The following is a 25637-nucleotide window of genomic DNA, read 5'->3' on the forward strand; positions in this document are numbered from 1 at the left end:
GGATTACCGGTTGGGGTGTCGAAGCAGGGCGGCGGTGCCGACAGTCACGGCGGTGGAGTAGACGGCCAGCGCAACGAGTAGGCGGGTGGCGTTGAGGTCTCCCGGCATGGCGATGAGGGTGAGCACGAGCAGCCCCAGAACGGCGGGGCCAATGATCAACACTTGGCGGAGGAAGGCGTAGCGGCCCATCGGGATTCCTTCAGGTGAGGGCCGCCCGCGGGATGCGGGCGGCCTGGGTGGTTACTGGTCGGGGGTTTCAGTCCAGATGTAGGTGCCGCGACCGGGCTTGGTGATGTTGGGGTGGGTGGTGAACCAGTTCTGCATGGCGGTGTCGGAGGGGGGCTGCTCGCCGGGGTACTGGGATTCGAGGCGGGCCCGGATGTCGGCGATGGTGATGCCGTCGGTGCCGGCGTCCTTGACCCAGGTGGTGACTTCGTCGCGGCGGGGGTGGCGGCGGTCCTTCTTGGTGGGCTTGGTCAGGTTGACGGCGGCCTGCCGGGTCAGGTTCTCGGCCTCGGCGAACATCCGTTCCAGGGCGGCCGGGTCGAGGTCGGCTTCGGTGCGCTGCTTGGGCTGGGCGTTGTACTGCTTGGCGCGTTCGAGGTAGGAGTCGATGGAGGGCAGGGGGGCGATGGTGCCGGTGGCTGCGGACGGGGAGGGTGCGCGCCGAGTGGGCTGGTTGGGCGCCTGAGCCGGTTCGGAGTTGTTGCTGTTCGGGGTGGGCAGGCCGAGGGCGTCGAGGAGCCAGCCGGTGCGGTCGGCTTCCCAGCGGGTGTGATAACCGAAGGGGGTGGCGTCTTCCTGGGACTTCTTGTCGAGGTCGGGGCGGATGTCCCAGCGTTCGACGGCTTTCTCCTCGATGACGCGGGCTTCGGTGCCGTCGGGGTGTTCGTCGTCGTCGTAGATGAAGTAGCCCTTGAGCTTTTCGGGGCCCATGCCGGTCTTGGAGCGCTGCTCGTCGAGGACGTAGAAGGCGCCGTTGCCGGGGAGCTTCGACAGGTCGACGCGCTGGTAGTAGTCGGGGAAAACGAACTGGCCTTCGGCGCGCTTGGGGAAGCGGCCGCCGATGACGGTGTCGTACTGGGACATGACTTCGCCGCCGCCGGTGTTGGGGCCGGTGCCGCGCTGGGCTGCGTCGATGTAGTCGACGGCGGCTTTGCGGCCCTTCTTGATGCCGCGGACCTTTTCCTGGATCGCGGCGGGGACACGGGACATCAGTTCGGGGTTTTCGTCGGTGATGACGATGAGGGCGGGGGTGTCGGCGGTGGGGCGGATCTTCCCGCCGGGCATGCGGCGGGCCCGGCCGTCGGCGACGGCGACGGATGCTCCGAGGAGCTGGACGGCTTCTTCGACGGAGGTGGCGACCCAGTCGAGGATGGGGCGGTCGATGAGCCGGCCGTGCTGGTCCTTCCACTGCTCGGCCCAGGGGCGCAGCCACCGCTTTGCCGTGTTCCCTTCGGCCATGTCGATCATCCAGATGACGGCGTCGGTGCAGCGGGTGATGACGCTGATGATGCAGTGGAGGAGGACTGACTTGCCGCTGCCCTTTTTCCCGGCGATGAACACGGAGTTCTGCCGGAATTTGATCTCGAAGGGTTCGCCGGATTCGAGGACGCCGAGGGTGAGGGGTTCGGTGATGGTGAGGGGGTGGGCGTCGGCGGGCAAATTCACGGCTTCGGCAAGGACTTCGCGGGTGGAGACGTGAAGGACGGCTTCGGAGGCGAGGCCGCTGTCGGCGGGGCGCAGGTCGAGGGCGCCTGCCCGCAGGTCGCCCTTCCTCGTTTCGATCATGGGGAGGAGGGCGAGGAGCTGCGCGTAGGGGGTGCTGGTGAGTTCGAGGTCGATGGCGTAGCCGCTGCGGGTGGTGCGGGTGTCGTGGACCTTGACGCCGCGGGCGCCGACCTTCTCGAACAGGTTTTCCCAGCCAATGCCGTCGACGGGCTGGTCCTGCTTGGCTTCCTCGGCCCACTGGGCGGCGATGATCTCGTTGCGGAGGTAGCGGTCGATGGCGTAGCCGGGGGTGATCGCGGCGGTGGCGAGGGCGATCGTGGCGCCGGAGGCCATGGTCCAGGGGGAGTCGTAGGCGGTCCAGGTGAGCCAGGCGTAGGTGGCGGTGGTCCAGGTAGCGGTGAACGCGGTGTGGAAGAGGCGGGCGGGCCGGGTCTGGTGGCGGGTGCGGAACCAGCGGGATGCGGCGGCGGTGACGATGCCGGCGACCGAGCCGAGTCCCATGAGGGTAAGGGGAAGGCCGGTGCCGTCGGTGGTGAGGTCCATGAGTAGGCCGCCGGCGTACACGGTGGCCGCGGTGTAGAGCGGCGTGCTGACGGTGCCGTGCCGCCACGGGATCGGCTCGTGGTTGCGGGGGCGGTCGAACATGGACACGGGTCGGGCTCCTTCGTGTTGGGTGTCGGGGTGCTGGTCTGGCCGGCTGACCCCATGGGGGGGTGGGGCCAGCCGGTAGTGCATGGGCGGGGTGATCAGTCCTGGAAGTTCTGGCCGATGTCCCACTTCGCGGCTTGCGGGGTGGGGTTTTCCAGGTTTTCGAGCTGGTCGGCGTGGACCATGCGGAACAGGACAGGAATCGCGTCGAGGCGTTCGGCGAGGCTGTATCCGTAGGAGGCGGTGTCGTCGTAGGCGTCGCTGATGACGGGGTTCACGGCGAAGTTCTCGCGGGTGGATTCGGCGGCGGCCTGGATGACCTGGCTGATTGCGGACTGGATGTCGGACAGCTGCCGGATTGTGGCTTCGTAGCCGTGCATGTTGTCGGACGGGTTGATGAGGAGCATGATCCCGGCGGCGCGGACGGCGTCGGCGGCGTGCATGAGCGGCATCGCTCCGGACAGGTCGGACGACATGGTGGTTCCCTTCGAGGCTGTGCTGGCCGGGCTGTTGATGGTGGCGCGGCGGTTGTTGCGGGCGACGGCGGTGGCGACGGCCATGGGTGAGACGGGCTTGAGTTTCGGTTCGCCCTGCCGGGTCGTGTTGCGGTACATCCACAGGTTCAGCCAGTTCCAGGACCCGGTGGCGTGGATGAGTCGGGCGACTGGAGTGGTGATGGCGTGGGCGAGCTTGAGGAGGGGGCGGGCCCAGTTCGGGCCGAGGTCGGTGTAGCGGATGCTGCCGAGGACCATGTGGGCTCGGGTGAAGATCTGGGTGCCGATGCGCCAGGTGTGGGCTGCCGCCCGGGAGACGGGGGTGGTGATCCGGTGGGTGGTGGTGCGGATGCGGTTCGCCGCGTTCTTGATGCGGAGCATTCGCAGCCGGCGCAGGTCGGACCGGGACTCTTTGAGTTCGGCCTTGTTCTGCTGGTGCTCCTTGATCTGCTCGACCTTGGTGCTGGCCTTGTGGAGGCGGTCCTTCGTACGTCGGTGGTGTCGGGGGCCTTCCTCCATTTTCCGCTGCTTCGCCGTGGTGCGGACGGTTTTGCCGAGGTCGGTGGCGGCCTGGCTGTTGCGCTTCGCGGCGCGTTCGTGGGCCCGGTTCTGCTTCTTCTCGGACTTGCTGAGCGGCCGGGTCGGGGTTTCGTGCTTGGGCCCGTTCTTGAACGCCTTCAGCCCCGTTGTCGCGCTTCCCGCCGTCGAGCTGGGCGTGGTGGTCTTGCGGTCGCGGATGCGTCCGAGGTGACCGGCTGACGTCTTCGGGCTGTTGCCGGTTCCGGGCCGGTTGAGACGGCTGCCGGGCTTGTTACCAGCCGACCCGGGACCGGTGGCCGGGCCGCGGCGGGTCTGCTTCGGCATCTGGTTCTTCGCCCCGTCGCGGCCTGCCCCGGCGGCGGGGACCGGGTTCGCCGTCTTCGGCTTGGCCGGGCCGGGGGTGGGGCGCTTCGGTGTGTTGAGCCCGGCCGGCTTCAGCGCAGTGCTGGAACCTCCTCGACCGCAACCGGATGAGCGGAACGCCGCCCTGGCGGACGGGCCCTTCCCGTTCCGGGGTGCGGGCCCGATGTCGCCGCCGGCCTTCGGTGTGCGGCTGGACCCCCCGAACAGGGAACTGCCCGCCCCGTTCCTGCGGTGCCGGCCGCCACTTCCCGGGCCTCCTCCCCCGCCGCTGACGTTCCGCAGGGCGTTCTTCCTCGCGCTCCGCACGGAACGGGTCCCGCGGCGGGTCTTCGCGACGAGTGCGGCTGACGCGGCCAAGGCGCACGCGATGACTCCGGCGATGACGGCGGGCAGGCCGTACTGGTGGGTGAGCCAGCACAGGCTGATGAGGGCGGTGAGTGCGGCGCCGGGGATGACGACGCCGGCGAGGGTTCCGTCCGCGGGGGTGCCTGGCGGGGTGGGGGCGGTCTTTTTCGTCTTCTTCGGCGCTGCTTGCTCGGGGGTGGCCGGGGCGGGTGCGGGGGCGGTGGTGGTGGCACCGGCCGGGCTCTGGGCGGGTGCCAGGTTGAAGCTGTCGGTGCTCACGGTCGGGGGTCCTTCCGGCGAATCATGGTTACGGATTGTGCTTGCGGGTGGTGGGTCGGGTTTCCAACGTCAATCCCAACTCCAACGCCAACCAACTTGATAGGCGCTGTTCAGGGGCCTGTTTTCAGGTGCTGGGCGGGGAAATCGGGGTGTGGGGGTTGAGGTTGGCCTTGGTGTTGGTGTTGGCCTTGCCATCCCGTAAGTCACGTTCCGTGAGCATCGGGGCGAGGGGCTCTACCGGGTCGGGCATGTCGTTCGGGTACCGGTGGGGCAGGCCCTGGATGTGGTGGAGGGCCGCGGCCAGCTCCTCCCAGACCTCCCGCACGTCGAGAAGCTGGTACTGCTCGTCGGTGGCCGGGAGGCCGTGCCGGCGGGTCTCGGGGGTGAGGTGAAGGGTCACAGGTAGCCCCCGTTAGTGGTGTCGCGCTGCTTGATGCGGGAGAGGACCGTGCGCACGTATCCGGCGTCCGCTTCGATGCCGTGACTCGCAAGGCGCTTCACGATCTGCGGCGCTGAAGCGTTGGGCTCCGCCGCACGGACGATACGGACCGCTTCGGCCTTCGATACGCCCTGAAGCGGCAGCGCGTCACTGTCGCGCATCAGGGGCGCTTCACGGGTGATGCGGGGCGCTTCGGCCGGGACGAGTGGCACGCGCGTCTCGGGCGCATCATGCTGCTCATCTGCGGTTTCACCGACCGCTTCAGTGTGCATCATCAGGGCGGGTGCGGCGGTCAGCTCCATGGGGCGGCGCCTCTGAAGCTCCCGCGTCCGGTCCTGACGTGTCACTTCAATGTCGAAGTCCGTGGAGACTTCCGCGATGAGGAGTTCAGCGCGCATCGTGCGGCGCCTCATCTCTGCGGCGTGCTGCGCCTCCTCGAAGACGAGGCTGCGTTCCATGTCGGCGAGGGTGGCCTTCTCCTCGTCGGTCAGTGCGGCGGGGTCGCGCATGTCGGCGAGGGCCAGGGCCCAGACGACCTTCGAGCCGAGGGGCAGGAACGGGCCGGCGTAGGCCATGGCGAGGTTGTTGTCGGCAACGCCGTGCCAGACGAGGAAGGTGGCGACGGCAAGGAGGGCTGCCCAGCCGAACAGGGCGACGGGCCAGCGCCTACCGGCGAGACGGACGCCGCGATACTCGGCGTAGATCACGGATCCCCAGACGGCGTCGGCGCAGACGGCGACAGTGACTCCGGCGGGGCCGGCGCCGAGGAGGTCGAACAGGCTCCATGTCGTCCAGATGAGGGAACCGAAGGACAGGAGGGCGGCGAGCTTGATGAGGGGGGACGTCTTGGTGGTCGTGTTCACTGGCCCTCTTCCTTTCGGGCGATTCGGTTCTGGTCAGCGATGAAGTTGATGAGGGCGCCTTCGTAGGCGAACCACTCGGTGTTGCCGACGCGCAGGTCGGTGAACTGCTTGTGGAGTTCACGTTCGCGGGGTTGGCCGCCGTCGAGGAGGAGAGCGACGTTCTCTGCGCGGAGAGCGAGGGTGCGGATTCGGCGCTTCAGGTCGGTGGTGGTGCCGATCTTGAGGCGGTTGCCGTTGCGGATGAAGTAGACAAGCGGTGCGTGCTTGCGGGCCGGGATCTGCCAGCGCACGTCCGGCTCGTCGTGAACGGTCGGCGCGGTGGAGGGCTCGGGCTCGGTCAGCTGGTAGCCGAGGCTTTCCAAGACGGCACTCAGACGTTGTCGGCGCAGTTCCTTCTGGCTGGCGTCGTGGATGGCGGCGGCCTTCTGGTCTTCGCGCGCCTGAAGGGCGTCGATGACTGCCTGGTCCTCGGCGGGTAGGAAGCGGCTGCGCATCCACGCCCTCCAAGTGGCGGCGGCGTTGAAGGCGAAGAGGGCCAGGGCGAACCAGTAGCCAATCCGGTTGGGGTACGTGGAAGCGGAAAGGGCCGCTACGAACAACACGGCGAGGTGAGCGAAGACGCTCATGTTCTGGTTCGCCCGGTGGGCGCGGCGGTCGTAGAAGCTCTTCTGCTCCTCACGAAGGCTGATCAGCCACAGGGGCGCTATCGAGGCCGCGAAGACGCCGAGGAAGGTCGTGTTCAGTGGTTCGTCGGACCACATCCGCGCCCATATCGGCGACCCCGCCGTGATGACGGCGTAGACGAAGAGCGCGACCAGCTGCGCGAACCAGGTGTACGCGAGGAGCAGGCGGTCCACGATTCGGGCGGCGTTTCCGGTCGGCCGCGGGATGGCGGTCATGGGCGGGCGAGTCCTTTCGGCGGGTCAGGCGGCGTGGGCGAGGAGCTGGCGGAGGCGGTCGGCGCTGGCCTTCGCCTTCTCGTGGCGGCGGTAGTTGGTGCCGGAGGCCCAGCGCTGGGAGCAGCGGGCGAAGTCGCGCTCGGGGTTGGGGTGGGCGAGGTGCTGCTCGTTGCGGCGGAGGACGTCGTACGTCTCGTGGTCGGTGGTGGTCCAGGTGGTGGGGTCGCCGTGCTGGTTGCGGAACTCGGTGGCGTTCATGGGGTGGTCCTCTCGTCGTTAGCGGATGGGGTCCGGGGTGGTCCGGTCCTCTCCACCGTCACCAGCCGGCGGGGCTGGGGGCGATGGGGCGGGCCAGCTCAGACGGTCCGGGTGGTGCGTCGGGCGGGAAGCCAGAAGCGGCGCTTCGGCTCCGGCCCGGGCTCGGCGTTGGGCTGCGCGGCGGGGGTGGGGGGCCGGGGAAGGGCCCGGCAGGTATCCGCGTGCTTCTGCGCCCAGTCGCGGGCGTTGCGGTCGCCCTGGTCCCGGTTCTGAAACTCGGTCACGCCGGGGCGGCTGTAGCTGGGGTAGCTGTCGGCCCAGGTGTGTGTGGTGGAGGTCTTGCAGCCGGTGCAGGTGGCGCGGGTCGTCTTCTTCTTGCCGTCGCTGGTCTCGTCCTCGTGCGTGAGGTCGACGGTGGCGTCGACGACGGTGAGGTAGCGGGCGATGACGCCCTCGGGCCAGGCGGTGGTGGTCTGGGTGGTCATGTCGGGTCCTTCCGGTGGTTGGGCCGGGTTAGTGGGCGCGGCGGCGGGTGGTGGTGCGGCGGATTCCGAACGGGCCGGGCAGGTTCATGGAGGTGGTGCGCCGGCCGGTGCTGGACCGCGTGTAGTGCGGGCCGCCCTTGAAGCCGAAGGTGACGGACTGGCTGCGGCGGTTGAGGTTGATGCGGACGCCGGGGAGGATCTGGAAGCTTTTGCGGAATGTGAGCGGCACGGTGGTCCTTTCGGGTGGGTGCTGGGGGTCCGGTCTGTCGGCTCGGCCGGACCCCCCGCGGGAGGGGTGATCAGTCGCCGTAGTTCTCGGGGAGCCCGTGGCGTCGCAGCCACTCCCCCTCGTAGTCGTTGCGGCCGACGGCCTCGAACGTGGCGCGGGCGTCGTTGACCTCGGCGTCGGTCATCTGGGGGGTGGACTTGTTGGCCCAGCTCTTGCCGGTGAGGTTGGGCCAGCGGTCGGCGGATCCCATGGCGGGTCCTTTCGGGGTCAGTGGTGGCTGATGGCTGCGGATGCTGCGGATGCGTGTTGGTGGATGCGCGGGTCGGTGAGGTCGAAGAGGGCGAGTTCGCCCTGGTGCTGGGTCTCCTTGCGCTGGGCGCGGGTGAGGGTGTGGAGGGCGGGGTTTGTGTGGGGGTTGGTGGCGTGGGTGATGAGCTGCCCGATTGCGGTGATGAGGTCGACGCCGGCTGATCCGGCGAGGACGGCGAGCAGGGTTTGGGTGGTGTCGGGGGTGAGGTCGCCTCGGGTGATGGCGTCTTGTGTGGTGCGGAGGCCGGTGAGGATGTGGTCGATGCCGGGAATCCAGTCGAGCCCGGCAAGGTCGTCGATGGTGTTGTCGAGGTCGGTGGCCGCGGCGGCGGCGAGGGCGTTCACTGCTCGGCCTGGTCGGTGAGTGCGGCGGCCTGGGCGGCTGCCGCCTGCGCGGCTTCGGCGGCCTGCTGTGCGGCGGCGATGCGTTCGGCGGCGAGGGCGTCAGCGGCCTGCTGCTCCTCGTACGGGCTGCTCACAGCTCCCCCGTCCACTCGCCGGTGACGAGCTGCTCGAACGCGGCGAGAGACGCTTCGGCGTCGGCGCTGGAGAACACGTCCGTCAGGTACGAGTCGGGGTCGACGTCGGCGAAGTGGTCCTCCAGGTCGGCGAGGGCGCGGGGGTCAAGACCGTCGATCGTGGTCCCGGCGTTGAACAGGTCGCGGTCCCGGTCGTGGAAGTCGGCCATCGCGGACACGGCCTGCACGGCGTGCTGCGCACCGGGGGTGGGGAGGATGGCGTCGCCGATGTAGTCGCCGTCAGCGGACCGGACCGTGATGCGGAGCCCGGCCGGCTGGGTGGGGTCGGCGAGGCGCTGGAGCTCGGCGAGGAAGCGCAGGGCGTGGAGGTCGTCGGGGCTCATGCCGCCACCGCCGTGCGGTTGACGCGGAGGCCCAGGGTCAGGCGGTCGCGGCGGCGGATGGACTCGCCGTAGACCGCGGCGCGGGCGGCGGCGTCCTCGGTGAGGGTGCGGCACCGGGTGCAGTGCCGGTCGTGCTCGGCCCGCGCGAGGTCGGTGTACGAGGCCGTCTTGCGGGGGTTACGGATGCGGCGCAGGGCCTCGTCCAGGTCCGGGTCGGAGTCGGCGGCCAGCGCGGTGAGCGCCTGGCGTGCCTGGCGGGTGGTGGGGGCGGTCCGGGTGCTGGTGCGGCTACGCTGATCCATGCGGATCGACCTCCTGGTTAGAGCAGGTGGGACACGGTCCGCCGGGTGTTGGAGCACCCGGCTTGCGGCCTCCGGGATACCCCGGGGGCCGTTTTGCTTACTGCTTTGACGCTGGGACCATTTACTCACCACAGAGACTAACTGTCAAGGCAATCTGCTGCTACGATGCAAGTGCCATGACAATAGAAGATGAGAGGAGGGCACACATGAACCAAGCTGAGATCATCAGTGAACTCACCGCGCGCATCGACCGCGGCGAGGAGAAGTACAAGTACGGCGAGCGCCTGCCATCCACGCGAGACCTGGCCCAGGAGTTCGAGAGCACCCAGCAGACCGTCTCCAGCGCGTTCTCTGTCATGGCCGGCATGGGCTTGGTCAGCGTGCGGCGCGGTTCCGGCGCGACCGTCATCGCTGGTAAGCCGGGGCGAATCAAGCTCGGCACTTACCGCTCTGCGAACCGCGAGATCGCCACCAGTGCTACCGCCTGGAAGCGGGACCACGGCAACGGCGCAAAGGAGGGGCCGACCCAGATCAACCACCTAGTCATCACAGAGGCCGACGCCGATACCGGCATCGAGGTCGGCGCCGAGGTGGTGGAGCGGATCAGGACCCGGTTCGACGGAGACGGCGCGCCGTGCCAGCACAAGCGGACACTAGTGACCGCGGAAGCTGCAACGCTTACCCCCGAGGGGTGGACGGGGCTGCCGCCGATGATGCGGGCTGGCGACGTTAAGCCCCCGAAGGGCCTGACGATCTCTAAGTGGCTCGGTATGGGCGTCGTGTTGGTCACGTACGACATGTGCGTGTCCATGGCTGCCGGTCCGGCTGCGGAGGCTCTGACCCTTCCGGAGGGGACGCCGACCCTGCGGATCGTGTCACGCGGTATGCGTGATGACGGCTCGGTGGCGTTCGCGACAGTCACAACGGCACCGATGCGGAGCACCGTGTCGCTGGAGATTCAGGAGAGTGACATCTGAACCACGAACGGCCGACCGGTCATCACCCGGCCGACCGCTCTATGCACCACCGGCCTGCGAGCCGGCAGCACTGACGCACCAACCCTCATCACTAAGGAAGGCCGTCGCCATGAGCGTACTTCTTCTGGGACATCGAAGTAATCACCCCTCCCCCAAGGGGGGCGAGTGACTGCCGAAGGCAGGTCCGACCTGCCCGTACTTGTCACTTTCAAGACCGGCGCCGAGCTGCTGGTCTCCGAAGGGATCTCCGCAAGCATCACCCCCGACGGTGTGCGGTACATCGCCCGGCAGGCGGACAACGGCTGGCCGTTCGGCGAAGGGCGACGCTACCCGTACCAAATGATCGGGAACGCCCGTGCGATGGCAACGCAACCGTTCTTGACGTACTTCCGCAAGCACCCGCCGAAGGGGCGCGGGCCGGCCAAGAGGCAGCACGTGCCGGGCGGCGAGTCGTGATGAGGTTACGTCCCGACATAGCCGCGGTTCGCGGTAGCCCTGGACATGCGAAAGGCCGGCGGGTTCGCAGCGCCCACCGGCCTTCCAAGCACAACAGCGGGTTCCCGCCCGCTGCAACAAGAACGTCCCGCACGTCTTCAGAGAACGAGGCCATTCATGGCATCCAGAGTAGCGGTAGTTGGCGTGACTCTCGCAAGCCCACGCAGCGTAATCATTCGTACGGCGGGGGTGACGGCGTGAACGAGCAGGCCAGAGGGTTCTCCGAGCATGGAGCTATTACCCGGGCTCAAGCGCCGGTCAGTGGCGTCTCGGTCCCGGCCCACATGGGTGTCGGCACGGACCTGGTGGACGGGCTCGACTACGTAGTTCTGCTTCAGGTCTTCTTCGACGTCGCTTCCGCCGCCGAGGTCACGCCCTTGAAGGTGTGGGAGCGGCTCAAGGAGCGCGGCATCCGGTCAACGAAGAACCGGGATGAACTCGTTGGCAGGAACTCTGTCTATGAGTCGTTCGCGCGGATCATCGCGGCCGGCTATCTGCTTCGTGTCGAACTGCCGAACGAGAAGCGTCCCGGTCGAAAAGGGCGGATCGCTTACAAGCTGTACGACAATCCGGCCTGGAACCCGGCCTGGCAGGCCCGCCACGTCGGCAGCGACCCCCTCGCACCCTCGGATGCGGCCTCGAAGGAACCGCAGGTGGGAACGCTTCCCGGAATCAGGGAAGCGGTGAACCGGGATGTTGAGAACGCCAAGAAATCCGCAGGTCAGAACGCTTCCCGGAACGAGGGAAGCGGTGTTGCCGGTTCCCTCGTTCCGGGAAGTGGTGGAAGGCGTGTTCCCGCAGGTCAGAATGCTTCCCCAGTTCCGGGAAGCGTTAAGGCGCCCCCCCCACACCCCCCGGGGGAGGTAGGAACTACCTCCCCCAGCCCCCACAAGAACGCGACTGCGTCGCGACGGAGCAAGCAGGCTGCGCCCGACGTCGCACCCGAGGCTGCCGCTACTGCTGCCAAGTTCCTCCGGAACCTCCCCGGCAAGTGGGCTGCCGGACTCCAGCGCGCCGAAAGCCTGGCCCCGTGGCTTGTCCGGAACGCGGAACTGACCGGGTGGGAACTCGACATGGCGTTGCGGATCTACCTGACGCATCAGGAAGACGGGCAGAAGCCGCCCACGAACTACGGCAACGTCCTCGGCTACCGGATCAAGAATATGCAGCCGCGCGAGGCAGTCATGGCTGCCGCTGCCGAGGAGAAGCAGGGCCAGGCTGCCGGGTCCAAGCCGTCCGCTTCCGGGATGCCCGAGTGGTGCGGTGAGTGCAACAACGGTGAACGGCCCGCCATGGTCTACATGCGCGTCGTGCCATCCACCGACCCGGACGACGACAGCGCCCCCCGCTGCCCCCGCTGCCACCCCGCGATGGCACGCCGCACCTGACCCCGCGCATGACCGCGGCGGCCGGTACATCCCTCGCCAGGGCCGGCCGCCGCTCCAACCCCGTGAAGGGCTGCACCGTGAGTATCCCGCACCAGACCACAGACGTCCTCTCCGCCGACCCGTACGACACCGAGGAGCCCTACGAGCCCCACCCCGGACCCAGTGGCCGAAGCCGCGGTGACCGCGTCCCCCCGTACGACCTGGATGCCGAACAGTCCGTCCTCGGCGGGATGCTGCTCTCCAAGGACGCAATCGGCGACGTAATCGAAGAACTCGCCGGCCCCGAGGACTTCTACCGACCGGCCCACCAGACGGTCTACAAGGCGATCCTGGAGCTTTACGCCAAGGGTGAGCCCGCCGACCCCATCACCGTCGCCGCCGAGCTCGTCAAGCGCGGCGAACTCGACAAGGTCGGTGGCGCCCCCTACCTCCACACCCTCGTCCAGTCCGTCCCCACCGCAGCGAACGCCGGGTACTACGCCGAGGGCGTGGCCGAGGCCGCCGTGTTCCGCCGCCTCGCCGAGGAAGGCACGAAGATCGCGCAGGCCGGGTACCGGGCCGAGGGTGAAGCCGCCGCCGCAGTCGACAGCGCTCAGACCGCTCTGCTGACGGTCCTGGGCGACCGGACCGGCCAGAGTGAAGCGCCGCCGCTCAGCGAGACCGCAGCCGCCATGCTGGACCGCATCGAGGCTAGGCAGGGCCGCCAAGGTGGGCTCGTCGGCCTCGCGACTGGCCTCATCGACCTCGACGCCCTCACGCAGGGCCTGCGCCCCGGCCAACTCGTCATCATCGCCGCACGGCCCGCCATGGGGAAGTCAACCCTCGCCGTGGACTTCGCCCGTAAGTGCTCCATCGACAACAAGATCCCGTCCGTGCTGTTCTCCCTGGAGATGGGCCGCGACGACATCGAAGAGCGCATTCTGTCCGCAACCGCCCGGGTCGCCCTCCACCACATTCAGTCCGGGAACGTCACCGAAGACGACTGGGGGCGCATCGCCCGAAAGATGCCCGAGATCAGCGAAGCGCCGCTGTTCATCGACGACAGCTCGGAGAAGCCGAGCTACATGGAGATCGCGGCCAAGACCCGCCGCTACGTACAGAAGCACGGCGTGAAGCTGATCATCATCGACTACATCCAGCTCATGAAGTCCGGCAGCAAGGCAGAGAGCCGGCAGCAGGAGGTCGCCGACATCTCCCGGAACCTGAAGCTTCTTGGTAAGAGCCTCGGCGTGCCTGTCATCGCCCTGTCGCAGCTCAACCGCGGCCCGGAGCAGCGCACCGACAAGAAGCCGATGATGTCCGACCTTCGCGAGTCCGGAGCCATCGAACAGGACGCCGACATCGTGATCCTTCTCCACCGCGAGGACGCCTACGAGAAGGAATCCCCGCGCGCCGGCGAAGCCGACCTTATCGTGGCAAAGCACCGAAACGGGGCGACCGCCACAATTACCGTTGCGTTCCAGGGGCACTACGCCCGGTTCGTCGACATGGGCCAGACCTGATGGCCGTCAGCACCAACACCGAAGAACTCACCAACCAGCAGGGGGACGCGTTGACCATTCAGGAAGCACCTGTCACGGACACCGCCGACGGCGACGGCCAGCAGGAACCGATCAGCCTGCACCACTCGCTCGAATCCGCACTCGACCACGTCGAAAGCGCAGCCCTCGTCGAAAGAGGGGCGACGGGCATCTCCACGGGCTTCCGAGACCTGGACTGGGTTACCACTGGACTGCACCCCGGAACGCTGACCGTCCTGGCGTCACGGCCGGCAGTAGGGCGTACAACCCTGCTCAACTCAATCTGCCAGCAGGCAGGCATCGTGGACAAGTGCCCTCTGCTGCACGTCAGCCTTGAGTCCTCCATCGAAGAGACCACCCTCCGATTCCTTGCCAGCGCAGGACGGATTCCCCTGCACCATCTGCGGGCCGGAACGCTGGATGAGACGCTGCGCCCCCGCCTAGACCGAGTCGTTCCGAGGCTGGCAGAAGGAAGGATGCACCTCTGGGCTCCAGCGCAGGTCACCTTTGACCAGCTCGCAGAGAGAGCGCGACGCTACCGGGACCTGTTCGGGATCAAGCTGATTGCCGTCGACGGAATCCAGGACATCCGACCACGCAAGCGCAACGACCTGCGCGAGCGCGAAGTCGGAGACGTGGCGAGGGACCTCAAGTCGTTGGCCCGTGAACTCGGGGTAGCGGTGCTGGCGACCGCCCATCTGAACCGCGCCCCGGAACAGCGAGTTGACCGGACGCCAGCAATCGACGACCTTCGAGAGTCCGGCGCCATCACGTTCGCCGCCGACACCATCATCCTGATCCATCGACCGGACGCGTACGTGAAAGATCACCCGCGGATGGGTGAAGCCGATCTGTTGGTCGCCAAGCATCGAGAGGGTCCGACAGTGACACTCCTGACGGCCTTCCAGGGCCACTACAGCAGGTTCGTCGATATGGCCACGACCTGACACCCTGTCCGGCTGTCCGGGGCGGGCCTTCACGGGCCAGCCCCGGACTTCACCGCACGCCCCTGGGGGGGATCATGACCGACGAGAACAGCGAGCAGCCGGCCGAGTCGCCACAGAAGTCTGTGCGGCAGCGCGTCACCGACCGCTGGAACAGTCTCAACATCGCCGGGAAAGCCTTCGTGGTCGGCGGGGTCGTCATCACCGTCGTCGTCGGACTCATCCTGCTTGCGAACGCCGCCTCCTCGGACGAGAACGAGCCAGATGACACCGACTACCCCGACGACAGCACCCCCGTAGCTGAGGAACCCAGTCGCCAGTACGTCACCCAAGGGGTGAACGTCCTGTACACCCGGTGCAGCCACAGCGGGTGCCAGAAGAAGATGGACCCCCGGATCATCGGGCACGACTGCTGCGGCCGGTGCCAGACCAGCAAAGTTCGGGACTGCCAGGAAGCCGCGGACCGCGCCTATCAGGGTCCCGGCGGGTTCCGTCACAACTACTTCGAAGGCGCCCTGTTTCCCGGCGTCTGCACAGCATGCGGTGAACCACCCGAAGGGCACTGGGTGCTTGACGGGGCGGCGACACGGCCCCTCTGACCCCGACGCGTGGCCACGTCAGCGCCCCCAGCCTCGTTCGGGTTGGGGGCGCCGTGTTCTCTGACGGTCAGTAGGGCATCGTGCCGATGAGGGTGTCCATCGCCGTGTTCACGGCCGCGCGTCGCTGGGCCAGGGACATCCGCTCGCACTCCCGGAACATGGCGTCGTTCTCCCCGTCCAGGCCGACCCGTGCCAGTCGCCGGAACTCCGGACTGGAGGTGCTACCTGGGGCGTGCTCGTCCGTCATCGACTGCGGCAGCCCACCGAACATGCCGTGGATCGCCACACACGCCAGCTCAACAGTGCGCGCCGACGTAGCCGGGTCCTCGACCATGAACGTCAGCAGCGGGTCCTGGCACGTTGTACAGCCGTCGTACGCCGCGGCAACCAGGTCTCCCAGCAGCTTGTGGTCCACGGGCCGACCGTTTGGGTCGGTGAAGTCGGCGATATCGAACCCGTCGTGCGTATGTGCTGCTGGGCCCGTTACTTGATCACGATCCGGACCCATTGGCCGTTGCCGGCGAGGCTTGCCCGGCTTGTCGCGCCCCATAACCGCTCCTTCGCATCCGGTGGAGGTCTCCCCAGCCCTAACGGTTCGGCTTCGGTCAAGTCACCCCACCGGTGTCGGTGCTCGCTGCCACACTGGGCTGGAGACCCTGCACCGAGGAGACCGTCGTGGTGAAGCAATACGAGACCATTCCCCTGGACCCCGAACGGGCCGAGAACGTCCATTACGCCACCGACAACCGCATCCGCGCCCTCGCCCAGGCCGTGTGGTGCATGCGCACCGGGAAGACCCGTCAGGACTGGCTGAACCTCGGCAAGGACCACCCTGGCACCCTCATCCCAGAAGCTCGGGAATGGGTGCGCGCCGCGGTCGCCGCCAGCATTCTCGAACCCCCGGAGCGGGACCTGGAGGCGGACAGGGCGTACGAGGAGATGCAGGCGCGGAGGGCGACCCGGTGACCGGGCAGGACCGCTGCGGTGCCGCCCACCCCGAGGACCCCACCCCCTGCACCATCCCTCAGGACGCTGTGACCGTCCTCGACGGGCACGGTGGGGCTGTGCCCGGGTGCGAACACCACGGGGCACGCATGGCCGCCTCCCTCAACGGTGCCCGTATCGAGCCCGGCAGTGTCGTCGGGGCGGCGACCCGTGCCCTCACCGCCGCCGACAGGCTGCGCCCGTACTGCTGGGACACGACCAGCCCCCGCACACGCCCAGACCAGCTGTCGCACGCCGAGAACCGGGCCGCCACGACCACCCCCTAGACGTACACCACACGCAGTAAAGCCCCCAGCACCGCGAAGATGCCGGGGGCTTCCGTGTGCCCACGGTCAGAGGTCGATGACAGCCCACAGGCGGCGCCCGCCCGGCCCGGCATCTGTCCCGCACCCCGCGACCGGGCGGTGCTCGGCAACCCGGTGCAGGACGCCCTCCCCTGCCCCGTCAGGACTGTCGGCGAGGCCGGGGCAGTGGGAGAAGGCGAGGATGCAGGCTTGCCCGTCCTGATCGGACAGGTGCACGGACACCCGGGTGCCACCGTCCGCGGCCGCCGTATCGACAAGGAGCTTGGTGACCGCCTCGACCGCGTCCAGCACCAACACCCCCGGCCGGTACCCCCACGCCGCGAGCTGGGCCACGACCGCGGCCCTGGCTTTGCCTGCCGCCCACCGGTTCGACGCGTACACCCAGTTCCTGCCGCGCCGGTTCCGCATAGTCGCCCGGTGCCGGGACGTCGGCAGCACCGTGCCGGCCGGGACTGTTCCGGGCTCATTGAGGGTGTCCGGACCGCTGTACACGCCCTGTCCGTTCGGGTCCGGTCGCGGCGGTGACGGGGGCTTCTTCGGCGGTGGTGGGGTTTTCGGCGGGTACGACGGTGGGGTCGGGGCCTGGTCGGCGTCCAGGGGCTGCGGCACGGGCTCTCCCGGGAGGGCTGGGGCGGTAGGCGCGGCGTGGCGCCCAGGCGTTCAGCGTAGGCGCGGGCGGTGCTGGCCGGGGGCCGGTTGAGTCGGATCAGGCCCGAAGTGGGTGGAGGTGAGGAAACATCACACTTCAACACCGGAATCGCCATAGCATACACCATGCCCATTCCGGTAGTCTGGGCGTCTCGGGTTGACCGGGGGCAGCAAGCGAGCCAAACAGGCCCACTCTGGAAACAGCCCCTTCCCCGACCACCACATCAACGGGCAGACCAAAATGCCCCTCGTCCACCACCAAACCACCCTCTGGCCCCTGTGACCGCGAAGGAGAACACCGTGACCTACCACTCGGACATGAACGCGATCGAGGTTGACGAGGCCGACGGCCACCCGAGCCAGGCCAACAGCCCGAGCCCGTGCACCTGCGACGACGAGGGCACGCTCGTGTCCGTCGACATGGGCCCCGAGGACGGCGGCGTCATCGACATGTGCGTCGGCTGCTACGACACCATGCAGGCCAAGGACGGCCGCTGATGCTGACCGGCCCCATACCTACCGGCCTCTGCCCCGCCCACCAGGACATCGCCCTCAAGTGGCGAAACAACCACTACGACCGCCACGACCCCAGCGAGTGGCCGTGCGGAATGTCCTCCACCTTCCGCGTACTCCTCATGGACTTCCGCACCTCCCACGAGGAACGCGAGCAGCAGTTCGACGAGAAGAACCAGCAGCAGATCGACTTGACGGCCCGAATCTGCCGTTCCGGTCGCTCACCCCAGTGCACGCCGCGCCCCGCGGACGAGGCCGCATGACCCGCCCCCGCCGACACAACGTCCACCAGACCCGCACCGCCGCCCACGCCGCCAACCAGTCGACCATCACCCCGAGGAGCGCCTGATGCCTACGACCACCGCCCAGATCACCTGCACCGGTGACGACGACTGCACCGCCTTCGCGATCAGCGCCGCCTTCCAGCCCGTCAGTCGGGAGGAGCAGACGGCCAAGCTTCGCGCCCAGCTGACCGAGGACGGGTGGGACTGCGGCGCGGCCGGCGACCTCTGCCCCAACTGCAAGGGCGACGAGCCGGGGATGTGCCCGGCCTGTGACACCGCGGAGATCGAACGCTGCGTCGCCTGCGGCCTGTGCCGGTGCGACACGCACGAGACCTGCACCCGTCCCGCCCCGTGACCGCGCAGTACGCCCCGGCCGGGACTCAGCCGGCCGGGGTGCCCGCCCAGTATCCCGCGACCCCGAAGGAGCCCACCATGACCGACCTGCACCTGATCATCACCCCGCCCGAGCCCGGCGACTGGCACGGCCGGTTGGACGTTCTCGAAGCACTCGAAGCGGCGGGCTGGGTCGGCGACGCCGAGATGCCGCTCGACATCGTCCGGCACCCGTCCGGCGCCGTCTGGGCCGTCACCAACGAGTGCGACGACTCCGCGATGGACTGCCCGAACGGTGCCGTCATCGAGTTCCCCAGCGACGTCCCGAGCGTCGTGATCATCGCCGCCTGCCTGGCCGCCACCCACCCCACCCAGTGACACAGCAGTACGCCCGCCCCGGCCGTTACCCGGGGCGGGCGCCCGCCCAGCATCCCACCCGAAGGAGCACCATGACCGACCAGCCCGAGTTCCAGCCGTGCCGCACGACCCGCCACTGTGCAACCCACGACTGGTGCCACCGCTGCGACCCCGAGTTCTCCGCCGTTATGGACCGCGTGAACGGGGCGATCCAGCACACCGACCCCGATAGCCAGCACTGGGGCCCGCTGTACGGGGCCATCGCCTCGTTCCCCCACGCCGCCCCCGCCCCGACCGAGGAGCCGAAGTGACGGGGTCAGAGACGGGTCACACGGCTCGGGTGCTGCAACCGGATTCCTTCCAGCCTTCGTACTGCCCACCCCCACCCAGCAGCATCGAACGCCCGCACCACATGCGCCTCAACGACCTCACGGTGAATGGCGCTGCGGTCCGCGACCCGGACCACACACCCGCCCGTCACAAAGGCCACCGTGATGTCCACCTGCGGCACGTCAACGCCCGCGTCTCGTACAGCCCGAAGAGCAGCGTCCAGCGGCTCAGCCGCATCCCGAATCAGATCAGCAGTCATGGGCCCGATCTTCTCCTAGCCGGTGCACCGTCGGGCCCGAAACAGCCAGAACCCGCCCCGACCGAGGAGCCGACCCGATGACCCAGCCCACCCGCATGGCCCGTCTCCTGGACGCGGTCACCCACACCGGCCCCGGCTACAACCTCACCCCCGCCACGGAACACCCGATGACCGAGCGCGTGTCGTCCGACGTCGTAGAAGCCCGCCTCCATCACCTCGCCGACCGAGCCCGACGCGGCGCACTCCTTCCCGAGGAGGGGGCGCTGCTGGCCGACGCCGTGGCCGAACTGGCCCTGTACGCCGACCAGACCGCAGACCTCCTGCGCGTCGCCCACGAGACGTCCAACAAGTCCGAGGCCGAACGGGCCCGCGCGGCAACCCGCGCCGAGCAGGCCGAGGCCGCCATCGCCCGCGTCCGGAAACTCGCCGCCGTCTGGGACGACGCACCCGACCCACTTGCCCAGGCCATGGCGCGCGACCTCCGCTCCACCCTCGACGCTGTACCCGTCCCCGGCACCGTGACCATCACCCAGGCCCGGCACCAGCACCTCACCGCCGGGCAGTGCATCCACCACCAGGAGATCCACCGGCTGCACCACGGAGAACCCGTGCCCGGCTGCCCGTACCCCGGCTGCTACGACCAGCCCACCACCTGAAGGAGAGCCATGACCATGAGCCGGGACCAACGCGTCGCCCGCGCCATCAACGCGCGAAAGGCCAAGCCCATCCCGCCCCCGCGCCCCACCCCCGCCAGCGTCCAGACGGACCTCGACACCATCGACGCCGCCACGAACGACCCCACCATCCACGCCGCCACCGCTCGCATCCGGGCAGCACTGCCCACCCCCGCAGACACCGGCGCCACCACCCACACCAAGGTCGCCGAGTACTACGTGCAGTCGCGCCCCTACGGCGGCACCTGGGAAGACGGCCCGGCCTCCACCGATCCTGCCGAAACCCTGACATGGCTGAACGGACGCAAGGCGGCGCAGCCCTCCTGGGAACACCGACTCGCCAACCGCACCCGCACCATCGAGTCCGGGCCGAGCCCCGACCAACCCACAGCCTGACCCCCATGGCCGCCCGGACCCCACCCGGGCGGCCACCACCACCGCCCCGTTCCGCCGTACAGCCAGGAGCCACAATGAGCATCTACGCCAGCCTCCCCGGCATCGACACCGACACCCCATGCGGGCCCCCGCGGGCGTACCAGGGCTCGCACATCCTCCCCGCCGAAGACGACCCCCGCACCGGATCCATCAGCCTCGCCAGCATCCCCTCCCACATCACCCGCGACGGACGCGACGACCAACCCGACGACGGAACGCCCTGGCCATGGCTACGGGTCGCAATCGATGCGGATGCAGGCGACCCGGCCGTCGTCATCGACCCGGCACAAGCCCGGCACCTCGCCGGGCAGCTTTACGCCTGGGCGAATCTGGCTGACCCGACGACACCGGCCGACGAGGACTTGGCCGAGGTATGCGGCGAGCGTGACCAGCTACGTGAAGCCCACGCCGCTATCGAACGGGTGCGGGTGCTCGCCGACCAATACCAAATGTGGCACGAAGGCGGCTGGGCGCCCCGTACCGCCGCCGATGTTGCACGCGAGTACCGGGCCGCCCTCGACAACCCGACACCCGCCCCCGGACCCGTCACCACCCACCCGTACCAGGGCGCCGGCCACCTCCACCCCTGCACAACCGCTGGGTATGGGGTGTGCGGGCGCTCCGAGTACGACCACGAAACCGGCTGACCCATCCCACACCGAAACTCGAAGCCAAGATCGACCAACTGGAGCTCGGGCAGAAGATCCGGCCTCCGTGGACACCCCGTGAACCTCAACCCAAAAGTGGGGAGCGGGAAGTGGGGAAACGGTGAGGAGAGCGTAGAAACCGGGCTGTGCTGCGAAGCTTTCCGATACCACACATCGGAATACCAGCCTAGATCTACGCTCTCCTCTGTTACCTGCCGCCGGGTTGTGCGGGTGTCCGGCTGAGGTGTTTCCGCACCGTCAGGGACCGGTGAACCGGCTGGTGATGACGGTGCTGTGCACAGCATGACGGACTCTCACATGTTTATGTTCTGGCAATTTCTATAACCAAAACAGCCTGGACTATTTACCCTTCAATAGTCCGCTGATCGGGGGAACAACAGCATGCACAAACAGTCACTCCGGCAGTTCCTCAAAGAACGCCGCGCCCGAATCCAACCCGAAACAGTCGGCCTGACCCGACCCGCCGGCCGAGGACGCCGCGCCAAAGGACTCTCCCAACAACAACTCGACCAACTCCTCGGCCGCGGCACCCACGCCTACCACTTCCTGGAGAACGGCAAGTACCCCAACCCGCCCGTCGACCTCCTCTACGACCTCGGCCGGCTCCTGCGCCTCACCGAAGACGAGTGGGTAATGCTGAACCGGTACGCCCGCGAGCAGGAACCCCCCGGCCCCCTCAACCCCGACTCCGGGTACCAGGTCCTCGGCACGTGGGAGGACGCCGTCGCCGGCATGGACAACATGGCGTACATGACGGACGCGGCGTGGAACGTCCTGACGTACAACCCTGCGTTCGTGACGATGTTCCCCGACCGGCAGGTCCCCGACAACGTCCTACGCTGGATGTGCCTCGACCGCGGGGCACGTGAGGTTCTGACGGACTGGGAGACCGCCTGGGCCCCCCGCATCTTCCCGCAGCTGCGGGCCGCGCTTGCCGCCGGAGGCAACCCGTACCTGCGGCAACTTGAGGCCGACATCCTCGCCGACCCGGTCACCGCACCCCTGTACTACTGCGACGGTGTCGTGAACCACCCAGACGGCGACGAACGCCCGTTCCGGCACCCGATCGCCGGCCCCGGCTGGATTACGATCTGCTCCGCAGCCCCGCACAGCAGCCCCGGCGCCCGCCTCGTCGTCCTCGTGTTCCGGGCCGGGGAGCGCCGCGTCGTGGTCCGGCCCCCGCTCCGCGTCATTCCCGCCCCGGACCCCCAACTTAAGAACGGGCGGCGCTGATCCCACCCGCCACACCACCCCCATCTATTCCGGCCAGGGGCAGCATTTCAGCCATCACGGATTAGGTTGGGCGGGCTGCCCCACACCCTGGAGGACTCGTGCCCGCTCACGTCACCGCCCCCCACGTCGTGCTCCCCGCCCACAAAGTCTCGACGGACGAGATCCTTGAGGACATCCGCACCCGACACCACGACCATCCCCGCCTGGAGGTGATCCTGCGGGCGATACGCAACTGCGGGGTGCAGAACCGGTTCTTCGCACGCCCGCTACAGTCCCCCACCGTCGCCGGGGACACCGGTGTTGCCGAACGGATGCGGGCCGCGTTCGGTGACGCCCTCACCATGGCAACCGAGGCCGCCGACCGGGCGATCACCGCCGCCGGGCTTCAGCCGGGCGACATCACCGCAGTCGTCACCTCCCACGCCACCGGGTACTCCGTCCCCAACCTCGACGTGCACCTCATCGCCGCCCTCGGCCTGCCCCCGACCACGAGACGCCTCCCCATGACGTCCCTGGCCTGCGCGGGCGGCGTCCACACCCTGATCCGCGCCCACGACCACGTCACCGCCCGCCCCGACGCCCGCGTCCTCGTCGTGACCGCGGAGTGCCTGTCGACGTCGTACAACCATACGGACACGTCGATTCCGTCGATGATCTACAAGGCCCTGTTCGCGGACTCCGCCGCGGCGACCATCGTCACCGCCGACCAACTCCAGCCCGGCCTCCGCATCGACGACACCCTCGAATACACGCTCCCCGACAGCCTCGACCGGTACACCGGACGCCTCGACGAGACCGGCATGCACTTCGACTCCACCCGGGCCGCCCCCCAATCCGCCGGCCAAGCCACGCCCGCCCTCCGGGACTGGCTCGGGCAGGACCTCGTCGACTGGGCAGTCATCCACCCCGGCGGGCCCAGCATCATCCACGACGTCGCCGAAGCCCTCGGCCTGGACAACGACGACGCCCACCACTCCTACACCTCGCTCGCCGAGTGCGGAAACCTGGGCGGGCCCAGCGTCCTCGACATCCTCGCCCGCACCCACACCACCCCACCCCACCCGGGCGACCTCGGCGTCGCTGCCGCGTTCGGGCCCGGATTCACCATGTCCGCCGTCCGCGGCATCTGGCAGAACTGACCGCCCCGCTCACACCCCCGCGTCGGCCCGCACCCGAGCGGGGGCAACGAATCGCCCTTCCGGGCGCAACATGGAACACATGAGCCCTTCCCGCGCCACCGAGTCCAACCTTGTCGCCCACGCCCGTCGCGAACTCATCATCCTCGAAGAGGACCGCGACACCATCCGCGGCCTTTGCAAGGTCGTCCAAGCCTTTGCCGATATGGGTCACAGCGGCGGCAGTGCACCCCACGCCATTGCCTACCTTGAACGTCTCCTGCGGTTCCAGCCGCTCACCGACCTCACCGACGACCCGGCAGAGTGGCTGGACCGGCACGCCGAGGGGCGGCTGAACCCGGTTCCCCTGTGGCAGTCCACCCGGAACTCCGAGGCATTCTCTACGGACGGAGGGAAGACGTACTACCTCCTGTCCGAACAGCAGGCCGCCGGAGACATCGTCACCACGCCGCTCCACCGATCCAAGGAGAAGCCCCAGCTTTACGCTGCCGAAGAGGAGGTGGCCGATGCCTGAGTAGGGTGAGACGGTCGTCTACCGCACTGCCCCCAACACAGCGGCGCCCCCGTTCGGCCTGATGGCTGGACGGGGGCGCAGTGTCATACGGGGCGGTTACTGCTGCTCCGGGAAAGGCTGCTCCTTGTACGCCTCCAAGGCGGCACGCAGCCGGTCATGGCCGGGCGCATGCTTCAGCAGGGCATCTCTGGTAGTCGCTGCCAGCCGGGCCGCCTCCGCAAGGCTTCCCCCCCTTTCCAGGTGCCTGGCGGCGGCAGTCAGCATTCCCTCGGTAACAGGTTGCCGCGTGCGCGCCGCCAGAGCGGCACTGAGACGATGACTGTCCGCCGCCCGCTTGATCAGAGTCGGACCCGCCATCCCTGTGCGCCGGCTCGCCTCCGAGATAGTCGCCCCGCTCTCCAGGTAGGAGGCAGCCTCATCGAGCTCCGCGATCGTCACCCCCTGATTGCGTCCGTCAGCTCTACGCCTCCTGACAGTCCGGGCCCCTGCCGTATCAATCCACGCGAGCATCGCCATAACCACCGCGTCGAACTCGGGGTCCCTTTGCCGCCAACTGTTCGGCGTGTTGGGGTTGATCCCGATGGCTAGGGCGGCGGCCTTCTGATCACCGCCTGAGCGGACGAGCGCCGCCAGCCAGTCCCCACGCTGGGCAATGACCTGGATGGCCTCCGGTGCACCGTCGAGTGCCGCACGCAGTTCGCTGTCGGCCCTGGCCGCCTGCGACAGTGACTGCGGACTGACGCCAGCTGCTTCTGCGGCACTGGCTGCGGTACCACCGGAGCGCAGGGACCTGAGTGCCAGGTTCCGCTGCTCGTCGGTCAGGCCGCGACGCTTCGCGTCGTCCCGGTTCTTCGCGGCACGGCACCCAGGGCACCGCCCACCGGCCCGCCAGCCCGACGGGGTTCCGCAACTTGTCCGGGGCGCATCGCACCCTTCTATCGTCACCATCGCTCTCTTTCTCCGTGGTCAGCAGTGATGCCCCTTGGGATCAGTAACCTTCCCCGCCCGGCCTGACGGCTGGGCGGGGAAGGTTACTGATCCGGGGAGGGGCGAGAATGGCGTCAGGGCCGGGTCCGTGGACGCGGAGCGGCAACCTGAGCCGCCTTCACGTCGGCCGACTTGTACCGGGCCTGCGGGCGGCCGCTGTCCGGGTGGTCGACCATGTCGTGCCGGTCCACCCCCCACCGCGACAGCGTCTTTCGGGCCGTGCCCTTCGCCGAGTCGCCCTTGAAGCCGAGCTCCTCGACGACCCGGTCGATTGTCCACAACTCATTCGCCTCGACGATCGCGTACAGGTCGACGCCGGCGACGATCGTCTTGATGTCGAGCCGGCCGTCCTCGTCCAGGGCGTACCCGTCGAAGTCGGCGTCCTCGTCCTGGTACGGGCCATGGAACTCGTCCCCGACCAGGAACACTCCGTCCGGGAGGGCTGCGTTGACCGCAGTGCGGTAGCCGTTCTCCAGGGCGTCCAGGTCGTAGTCGGCGGCGAACTCGCCGACCGCGGCCCGGATGGTGTGGCCGACGGTCAGCTCGTGCGTGTGCTTCAGCCAGCTGCCGTAGGTGGTGGTGACGGCCATGATGGGCTCCTTCAGTGTTGGGTCGAGGTGGGGTGAGGGTCAGGCGGCGAGCTGGGTGCGGATCTTGTTCCCGAGCTCCACGATCTCGTCGACGGTGATGCCGGCGGCGCCGCCGCGGTAGGTGGTGCGGGTCTCGCCGTTGCCCCAGATGGAGAGCATGGCGGTGGACAGGACGGTCAGGGCGTGCAGGCGGTCGCCTTCATCGGTGATGGCGTCGAGCCGGCCGGCGAAAAGCGGGATCAGGCCGGTGATGTTGATGGTGTCGATGCCGCGCCCGTTTACGCGGTGCTTCACGGTCGGGGTGATGGTGCGGGGTGTGTCTTGGCCGACGGGGGTCCAGGTGTAGGTGGCGGTAAGGTCGATCATGGGCTTGGCCTTCCGGGCGGGGCGCTTCATG

38 protein-coding genes are annotated in these 25637 nt (G+C 68.5%); 19 read left to right on the forward strand and 19 right to left on the reverse strand.

Translation table 11 applies throughout. The annotated features are described in order from the left end of the window. Window positions 1-3: 3 nt before the first annotated feature. The 14 genes from E6R18_RS25150 to E6R18_RS25215 all read right to left on the reverse strand — a co-directional run bounded on the left by E6R18_RS25150 (window position 4) and on the right by E6R18_RS25215 (window position 9046). Window positions 4-189, reverse strand: coding sequence for a hypothetical protein (locus tag E6R18_RS25150; RefSeq protein ID WP_136319190.1), 186 nt, complete (start codon window positions 187-189; stop codon window positions 4-6). A 51-nt stretch (window positions 190-240) separates the two neighbouring features. Continuing rightward, complete coding sequence (locus tag E6R18_RS25155; protein ID WP_136319191.1) at window positions 241-2382, reverse strand: hypothetical protein; 2142 nt, start codon at window positions 2380-2382, stop codon at window positions 241-243. Between the two features lie 95 nt (window positions 2383-2477). After that, window positions 2478-4400, reverse strand: coding sequence for a hypothetical protein (locus E6R18_RS25160; protein WP_136319192.1), 1923 nt, complete (start codon window positions 4398-4400; stop codon window positions 2478-2480). 124 nt (window positions 4401-4524) lie between these two features. Beyond that, window positions 4525-4800 (reverse strand): hypothetical protein, encoded by a 276-nt coding sequence (locus E6R18_RS25165; protein WP_136319193.1) that lies wholly within the window; start codon window positions 4798-4800, stop codon window positions 4525-4527. Continuing rightward, window positions 4797-5702: a hypothetical protein gene (locus E6R18_RS25170; RefSeq protein ID WP_136319194.1), complete on the reverse strand. Its 906-nt coding sequence runs from the start codon at window positions 5700-5702 to the stop codon at window positions 4797-4799. The genes E6R18_RS25165 and E6R18_RS25170 overlap by 4 nt, the downstream gene beginning before the upstream one ends. Then, on the reverse strand, window positions 5699-6601 hold the full coding sequence (locus tag E6R18_RS25175; protein ID WP_136319195.1) for a GIY-YIG nuclease family protein: 903 nt from the start codon (window positions 6599-6601) through the stop codon (window positions 5699-5701). Before E6R18_RS25175 ends, E6R18_RS25170 begins: the two co-directional genes overlap by 4 nt. A 24-nt stretch (window positions 6602-6625) precedes the next feature. After that, window positions 6626-6859, reverse strand: coding sequence for a hypothetical protein (locus E6R18_RS25180; RefSeq protein WP_136319196.1), 234 nt, complete (start codon window positions 6857-6859; stop codon window positions 6626-6628). A gap of 98 nt (window positions 6860-6957) precedes the next feature. Beyond that, complete coding sequence (locus E6R18_RS25185; RefSeq protein WP_206308422.1) at window positions 6958-7344, reverse strand: hypothetical protein; 387 nt, start codon at window positions 7342-7344, stop codon at window positions 6958-6960. Between the two features lie 28 nt (window positions 7345-7372). Then, window positions 7373-7573: a DUF4236 domain-containing protein gene (locus E6R18_RS25190; protein WP_136319197.1), complete on the reverse strand. Its 201-nt coding sequence runs from the start codon at window positions 7571-7573 to the stop codon at window positions 7373-7375. A 70-nt stretch (window positions 7574-7643) separates the two neighbouring features. After that, a complete protein-coding gene (locus E6R18_RS25195; protein WP_136319198.1) occupies window positions 7644-7823 on the reverse strand; it encodes a hypothetical protein in 180 nt (59 codons plus the stop codon). Window positions 7824-7840: 17 nt separating this feature from the next. Next, complete coding sequence (locus tag E6R18_RS25200) at window positions 7841-8227, reverse strand: hypothetical protein (RefSeq protein ID WP_136319199.1); 387 nt, start codon at window positions 8225-8227, stop codon at window positions 7841-7843. Continuing rightward, on the reverse strand, window positions 8224-8361 hold the full coding sequence (locus E6R18_RS25205; RefSeq protein WP_206308423.1) for a hypothetical protein: 138 nt from the start codon (window positions 8359-8361) through the stop codon (window positions 8224-8226). Before E6R18_RS25205 ends, E6R18_RS25200 begins: the two co-directional genes overlap by 4 nt. Then, on the reverse strand, window positions 8358-8744 hold the full coding sequence (locus E6R18_RS25210; RefSeq protein ID WP_136319200.1) for a hypothetical protein: 387 nt from the start codon (window positions 8742-8744) through the stop codon (window positions 8358-8360). Before E6R18_RS25210 ends, E6R18_RS25205 begins: the two co-directional genes overlap by 4 nt. Beyond that, the gene (locus E6R18_RS25215; RefSeq protein WP_136319201.1) at window positions 8741-9046 is read right to left on the reverse strand and encodes a hypothetical protein; all 306 of its coding nucleotides are present in this window, start codon (window positions 9044-9046) and stop codon (window positions 8741-8743) included. Before E6R18_RS25215 ends, E6R18_RS25210 begins: the two co-directional genes overlap by 4 nt. Window positions 9047-9222: 176 nt before the next feature. Between E6R18_RS25215 and E6R18_RS25220 the strand changes: the two genes are divergently transcribed. The 6 genes from E6R18_RS25220 to E6R18_RS25245 all read left to right on the forward strand — a co-directional run bounded on the left by E6R18_RS25220 (window position 9223) and on the right by E6R18_RS25245 (window position 14969). Beyond that, window positions 9223-10023 (forward strand): GntR family transcriptional regulator, encoded by an 801-nt coding sequence (locus E6R18_RS25220; RefSeq protein WP_136319202.1) that lies wholly within the window; start codon window positions 9223-9225, stop codon window positions 10021-10023. Window positions 10024-10188: 165 nt separating this feature from the next. After that, entirely contained in the window at window positions 10189-10479 is a 291-nt protein-coding gene (locus tag E6R18_RS25225; RefSeq protein ID WP_136319203.1) for a hypothetical protein, read from the forward strand. Between the two features lie 236 nt (window positions 10480-10715). After that, complete coding sequence (locus tag E6R18_RS34465) at window positions 10716-11906, forward strand: hypothetical protein (RefSeq protein ID WP_206308424.1); 1191 nt, start codon at window positions 10716-10718, stop codon at window positions 11904-11906. A 77-nt stretch (window positions 11907-11983) separates the two neighbouring features. Continuing rightward, complete coding sequence (dnaB, locus tag E6R18_RS25235) at window positions 11984-13408, forward strand: replicative DNA helicase (RefSeq protein ID WP_240799846.1); 1425 nt, start codon at window positions 11984-11986, stop codon at window positions 13406-13408. Beyond that, window positions 13408-14373, forward strand: a complete 966-nt coding sequence (locus E6R18_RS25240) for a DnaB-like helicase C-terminal domain-containing protein (RefSeq protein WP_136319205.1) — start codon at window positions 13408-13410, stop codon at window positions 14371-14373. Before dnaB ends, E6R18_RS25240 begins: the two co-directional genes overlap by 1 nt. Before the next feature lie 74 nt (window positions 14374-14447). Next, the gene (locus E6R18_RS25245; RefSeq protein WP_240799847.1) at window positions 14448-14969 is read left to right on the forward strand and encodes a hypothetical protein; all 522 of its coding nucleotides are present in this window, start codon (window positions 14448-14450) and stop codon (window positions 14967-14969) included. Between the two features lie 67 nt (window positions 14970-15036). On the opposite strand, the gene E6R18_RS25250 is transcribed toward E6R18_RS25245, so the two are convergent. Continuing rightward, window positions 15037-15384, reverse strand: a complete 348-nt coding sequence (locus E6R18_RS25250; protein WP_240799848.1) for a hypothetical protein — start codon at window positions 15382-15384, stop codon at window positions 15037-15039. A gap of 260 nt (window positions 15385-15644) precedes the next feature. On the opposite strand from E6R18_RS25250, the gene E6R18_RS25255 reads away from it, so the two are divergent. Together E6R18_RS25255 and E6R18_RS35030 are read left to right on the forward strand one after the other, a co-directional pair. Beyond that, window positions 15645-15935, forward strand: a complete 291-nt coding sequence (locus E6R18_RS25255; protein WP_136319206.1) for a hypothetical protein — start codon at window positions 15645-15647, stop codon at window positions 15933-15935. A 128-nt stretch (window positions 15936-16063) separates the two neighbouring features. Then, on the forward strand, window positions 16064-16240 hold the full coding sequence (locus E6R18_RS35030) for a hypothetical protein (protein ID WP_240799849.1): 177 nt from the start codon (window positions 16064-16066) through the stop codon (window positions 16238-16240). 66 nt (window positions 16241-16306) lie between these two features. Here E6R18_RS35030 and E6R18_RS25265 read toward each other — a convergent pair whose 3' ends face one another. Then, window positions 16307-16660, reverse strand: coding sequence for a hypothetical protein (locus E6R18_RS25265; RefSeq protein ID WP_240799850.1), 354 nt, complete (start codon window positions 16658-16660; stop codon window positions 16307-16309). 567 nt (window positions 16661-17227) lie between these two features. Between E6R18_RS25265 and E6R18_RS25270 the strand changes: the two genes are divergently transcribed. From E6R18_RS25270 to E6R18_RS25320, 11 genes are all read left to right on the forward strand, one after another. Then, window positions 17228-17425, forward strand: coding sequence for a hypothetical protein (locus E6R18_RS25270; protein WP_136319208.1), 198 nt, complete (start codon window positions 17228-17230; stop codon window positions 17423-17425). Next, a complete protein-coding gene (locus tag E6R18_RS25275) occupies window positions 17425-17703 on the forward strand; it encodes a hypothetical protein (RefSeq protein WP_136319209.1) in 279 nt (92 codons plus the stop codon). Before E6R18_RS25270 ends, E6R18_RS25275 begins: the two co-directional genes overlap by 1 nt. Before the next feature lie 85 nt (window positions 17704-17788). Beyond that, complete coding sequence (locus E6R18_RS25280) at window positions 17789-18079, forward strand: hypothetical protein (RefSeq protein WP_136319210.1); 291 nt, start codon at window positions 17789-17791, stop codon at window positions 18077-18079. Window positions 18080-18156: 77 nt separating this feature from the next. After that, window positions 18157-18435: a hypothetical protein gene (locus E6R18_RS25285; RefSeq protein WP_136319211.1), complete on the forward strand. Its 279-nt coding sequence runs from the start codon at window positions 18157-18159 to the stop codon at window positions 18433-18435. Between the two features lie 71 nt (window positions 18436-18506). Beyond that, entirely contained in the window at window positions 18507-18725 is a 219-nt protein-coding gene (locus E6R18_RS25290; protein WP_136319212.1) for a hypothetical protein, read from the forward strand. A 355-nt stretch (window positions 18726-19080) separates the two neighbouring features. Beyond that, on the forward strand, window positions 19081-19659 hold the full coding sequence (locus E6R18_RS25295) for a hypothetical protein (protein WP_136319213.1): 579 nt from the start codon (window positions 19081-19083) through the stop codon (window positions 19657-19659). Window positions 19660-19674: 15 nt separating this feature from the next. Then, complete coding sequence (locus E6R18_RS25300) at window positions 19675-20073, forward strand: hypothetical protein (RefSeq protein ID WP_136319214.1); 399 nt, start codon at window positions 19675-19677, stop codon at window positions 20071-20073. Window positions 20074-20147: 74 nt separating this feature from the next. Next, the gene (locus E6R18_RS25305; protein WP_136319215.1) at window positions 20148-20759 is read left to right on the forward strand and encodes a hypothetical protein; all 612 of its coding nucleotides are present in this window, start codon (window positions 20148-20150) and stop codon (window positions 20757-20759) included. A gap of 402 nt (window positions 20760-21161) precedes the next feature. Further along, a complete protein-coding gene (locus E6R18_RS25310) occupies window positions 21162-22013 on the forward strand; it encodes a helix-turn-helix domain-containing protein (RefSeq protein WP_136319216.1) in 852 nt (283 codons plus the stop codon). 98 nt (window positions 22014-22111) lie between these two features. Further along, entirely contained in the window at window positions 22112-23152 is a 1041-nt protein-coding gene (locus E6R18_RS25315; protein WP_136319217.1) for a 3-oxoacyl-[acyl-carrier-protein] synthase III C-terminal domain-containing protein, read from the forward strand. 79 nt (window positions 23153-23231) lie between these two features. After that, entirely contained in the window at window positions 23232-23663 is a 432-nt protein-coding gene (locus tag E6R18_RS25320; protein WP_136319218.1) for a hypothetical protein, read from the forward strand. A 96-nt stretch (window positions 23664-23759) separates the two neighbouring features. On the opposite strand, the gene E6R18_RS25325 is transcribed toward E6R18_RS25320, so the two are convergent. From E6R18_RS25325 to E6R18_RS25335, 3 genes are all read right to left on the reverse strand, one after another. Then, a complete protein-coding gene (locus E6R18_RS25325) occupies window positions 23760-24611 on the reverse strand; it encodes a hypothetical protein (protein WP_136319219.1) in 852 nt (283 codons plus the stop codon). Window positions 24612-24724: 113 nt separating this feature from the next. Continuing rightward, entirely contained in the window at window positions 24725-25240 is a 516-nt protein-coding gene (locus E6R18_RS25330; protein WP_136319220.1) for a hypothetical protein, read from the reverse strand. Window positions 25241-25279: 39 nt separating this feature from the next. Further along, a partial coding sequence (locus E6R18_RS25335; protein ID WP_206308425.1) for a hypothetical protein occupies window positions 25280-25637 on the reverse strand: 358 nt, incomplete at its 5' end.

The sequence above is a fragment of the Streptomyces sp. A1277 genome (genome assembly GCF_004795015.1).
Classification (GTDB): domain Bacteria; phylum Actinomycetota; class Actinomycetes; order Streptomycetales; family Streptomycetaceae; genus Streptomyces.

Coding starts and splice junctions, on each gene's coding strand:
- E6R18_RS25325 (WP_136319219.1), bottom strand. CDS start 24,611: ATGGTGACGATAGAAGGGTGCGATGCGCCCCGGACAAGTTGCGGAACC.
- E6R18_RS25280 (WP_136319210.1), top strand. CDS start 17,789: ATGCCTACGACCACCGCCCAGATCACCTGCACCGGTGACGACGACTGC.
- E6R18_RS25290 (WP_136319212.1), top strand. CDS start 18,507: ATGACCGACCAGCCCGAGTTCCAGCCGTGCCGCACGACCCGCCACTGT.
- E6R18_RS25310 (WP_136319216.1), top strand. CDS start 21,162: ATGCACAAACAGTCACTCCGGCAGTTCCTCAAAGAACGCCGCGCCCGA.
- E6R18_RS25275 (WP_136319209.1), top strand. CDS start 17,425: ATGCTGACCGGCCCCATACCTACCGGCCTCTGCCCCGCCCACCAGGAC.
- E6R18_RS25285 (WP_136319211.1), top strand. CDS start 18,157: ATGACCGACCTGCACCTGATCATCACCCCGCCCGAGCCCGGCGACTGG.
- E6R18_RS25180 (WP_136319196.1), bottom strand. CDS start 6,859: ATGAACGCCACCGAGTTCCGCAACCAGCACGGCGACCCCACCACCTGG.
- E6R18_RS25305 (WP_136319215.1), top strand. CDS start 20,148: ATGAGCATCTACGCCAGCCTCCCCGGCATCGACACCGACACCCCATGC.
- E6R18_RS25295 (WP_136319213.1), top strand. CDS start 19,081: ATGACCCAGCCCACCCGCATGGCCCGTCTCCTGGACGCGGTCACCCAC.
- E6R18_RS25240 (WP_136319205.1), top strand. CDS start 13,408: ATGGCCGTCAGCACCAACACCGAAGAACTCACCAACCAGCAGGGGGAC.
- E6R18_RS25175 (WP_136319195.1), bottom strand. CDS start 6,601: ATGACCGCCATCCCGCGGCCGACCGGAAACGCCGCCCGAATCGTGGAC.
- E6R18_RS25150 (WP_136319190.1), bottom strand. CDS start 189: ATGGGCCGCTACGCCTTCCTCCGCCAAGTGTTGATCATTGGCCCCGCC.
- E6R18_RS25220 (WP_136319202.1), top strand. CDS start 9,223: ATGACAATAGAAGATGAGAGGAGGGCACACATGAACCAAGCTGAGATC.
- E6R18_RS25330 (WP_136319220.1), bottom strand. CDS start 25,240: ATGGCCGTCACCACCACCTACGGCAGCTGGCTGAAGCACACGCACGAG.
- E6R18_RS25195 (WP_136319198.1), bottom strand. CDS start 7,823: ATGGGATCCGCCGACCGCTGGCCCAACCTCACCGGCAAGAGCTGGGCC.
- E6R18_RS25185 (WP_206308422.1), bottom strand. CDS start 7,344: ATGACCACCCAGACCACCACCGCCTGGCCCGAGGGCGTCATCGCCCGC.
- E6R18_RS25215 (WP_136319201.1), bottom strand. CDS start 9,046: ATGGATCAGCGTAGCCGCACCAGCACCCGGACCGCCCCCACCACCCGC.
- E6R18_RS25300 (WP_136319214.1), top strand. CDS start 19,675: ATGAGCCGGGACCAACGCGTCGCCCGCGCCATCAACGCGCGAAAGGCC.
- E6R18_RS25210 (WP_136319200.1), bottom strand. CDS start 8,744: ATGAGCCCCGACGACCTCCACGCCCTGCGCTTCCTCGCCGAGCTCCAG.
- E6R18_RS25320 (WP_136319218.1), top strand. CDS start 23,232: ATGAGCCCTTCCCGCGCCACCGAGTCCAACCTTGTCGCCCACGCCCGT.
- E6R18_RS35030 (WP_240799849.1), top strand. CDS start 16,064: ATGGCCGCCTCCCTCAACGGTGCCCGTATCGAGCCCGGCAGTGTCGTC.
- E6R18_RS25245 (WP_240799847.1), top strand. CDS start 14,448: ATGACCGACGAGAACAGCGAGCAGCCGGCCGAGTCGCCACAGAAGTCT.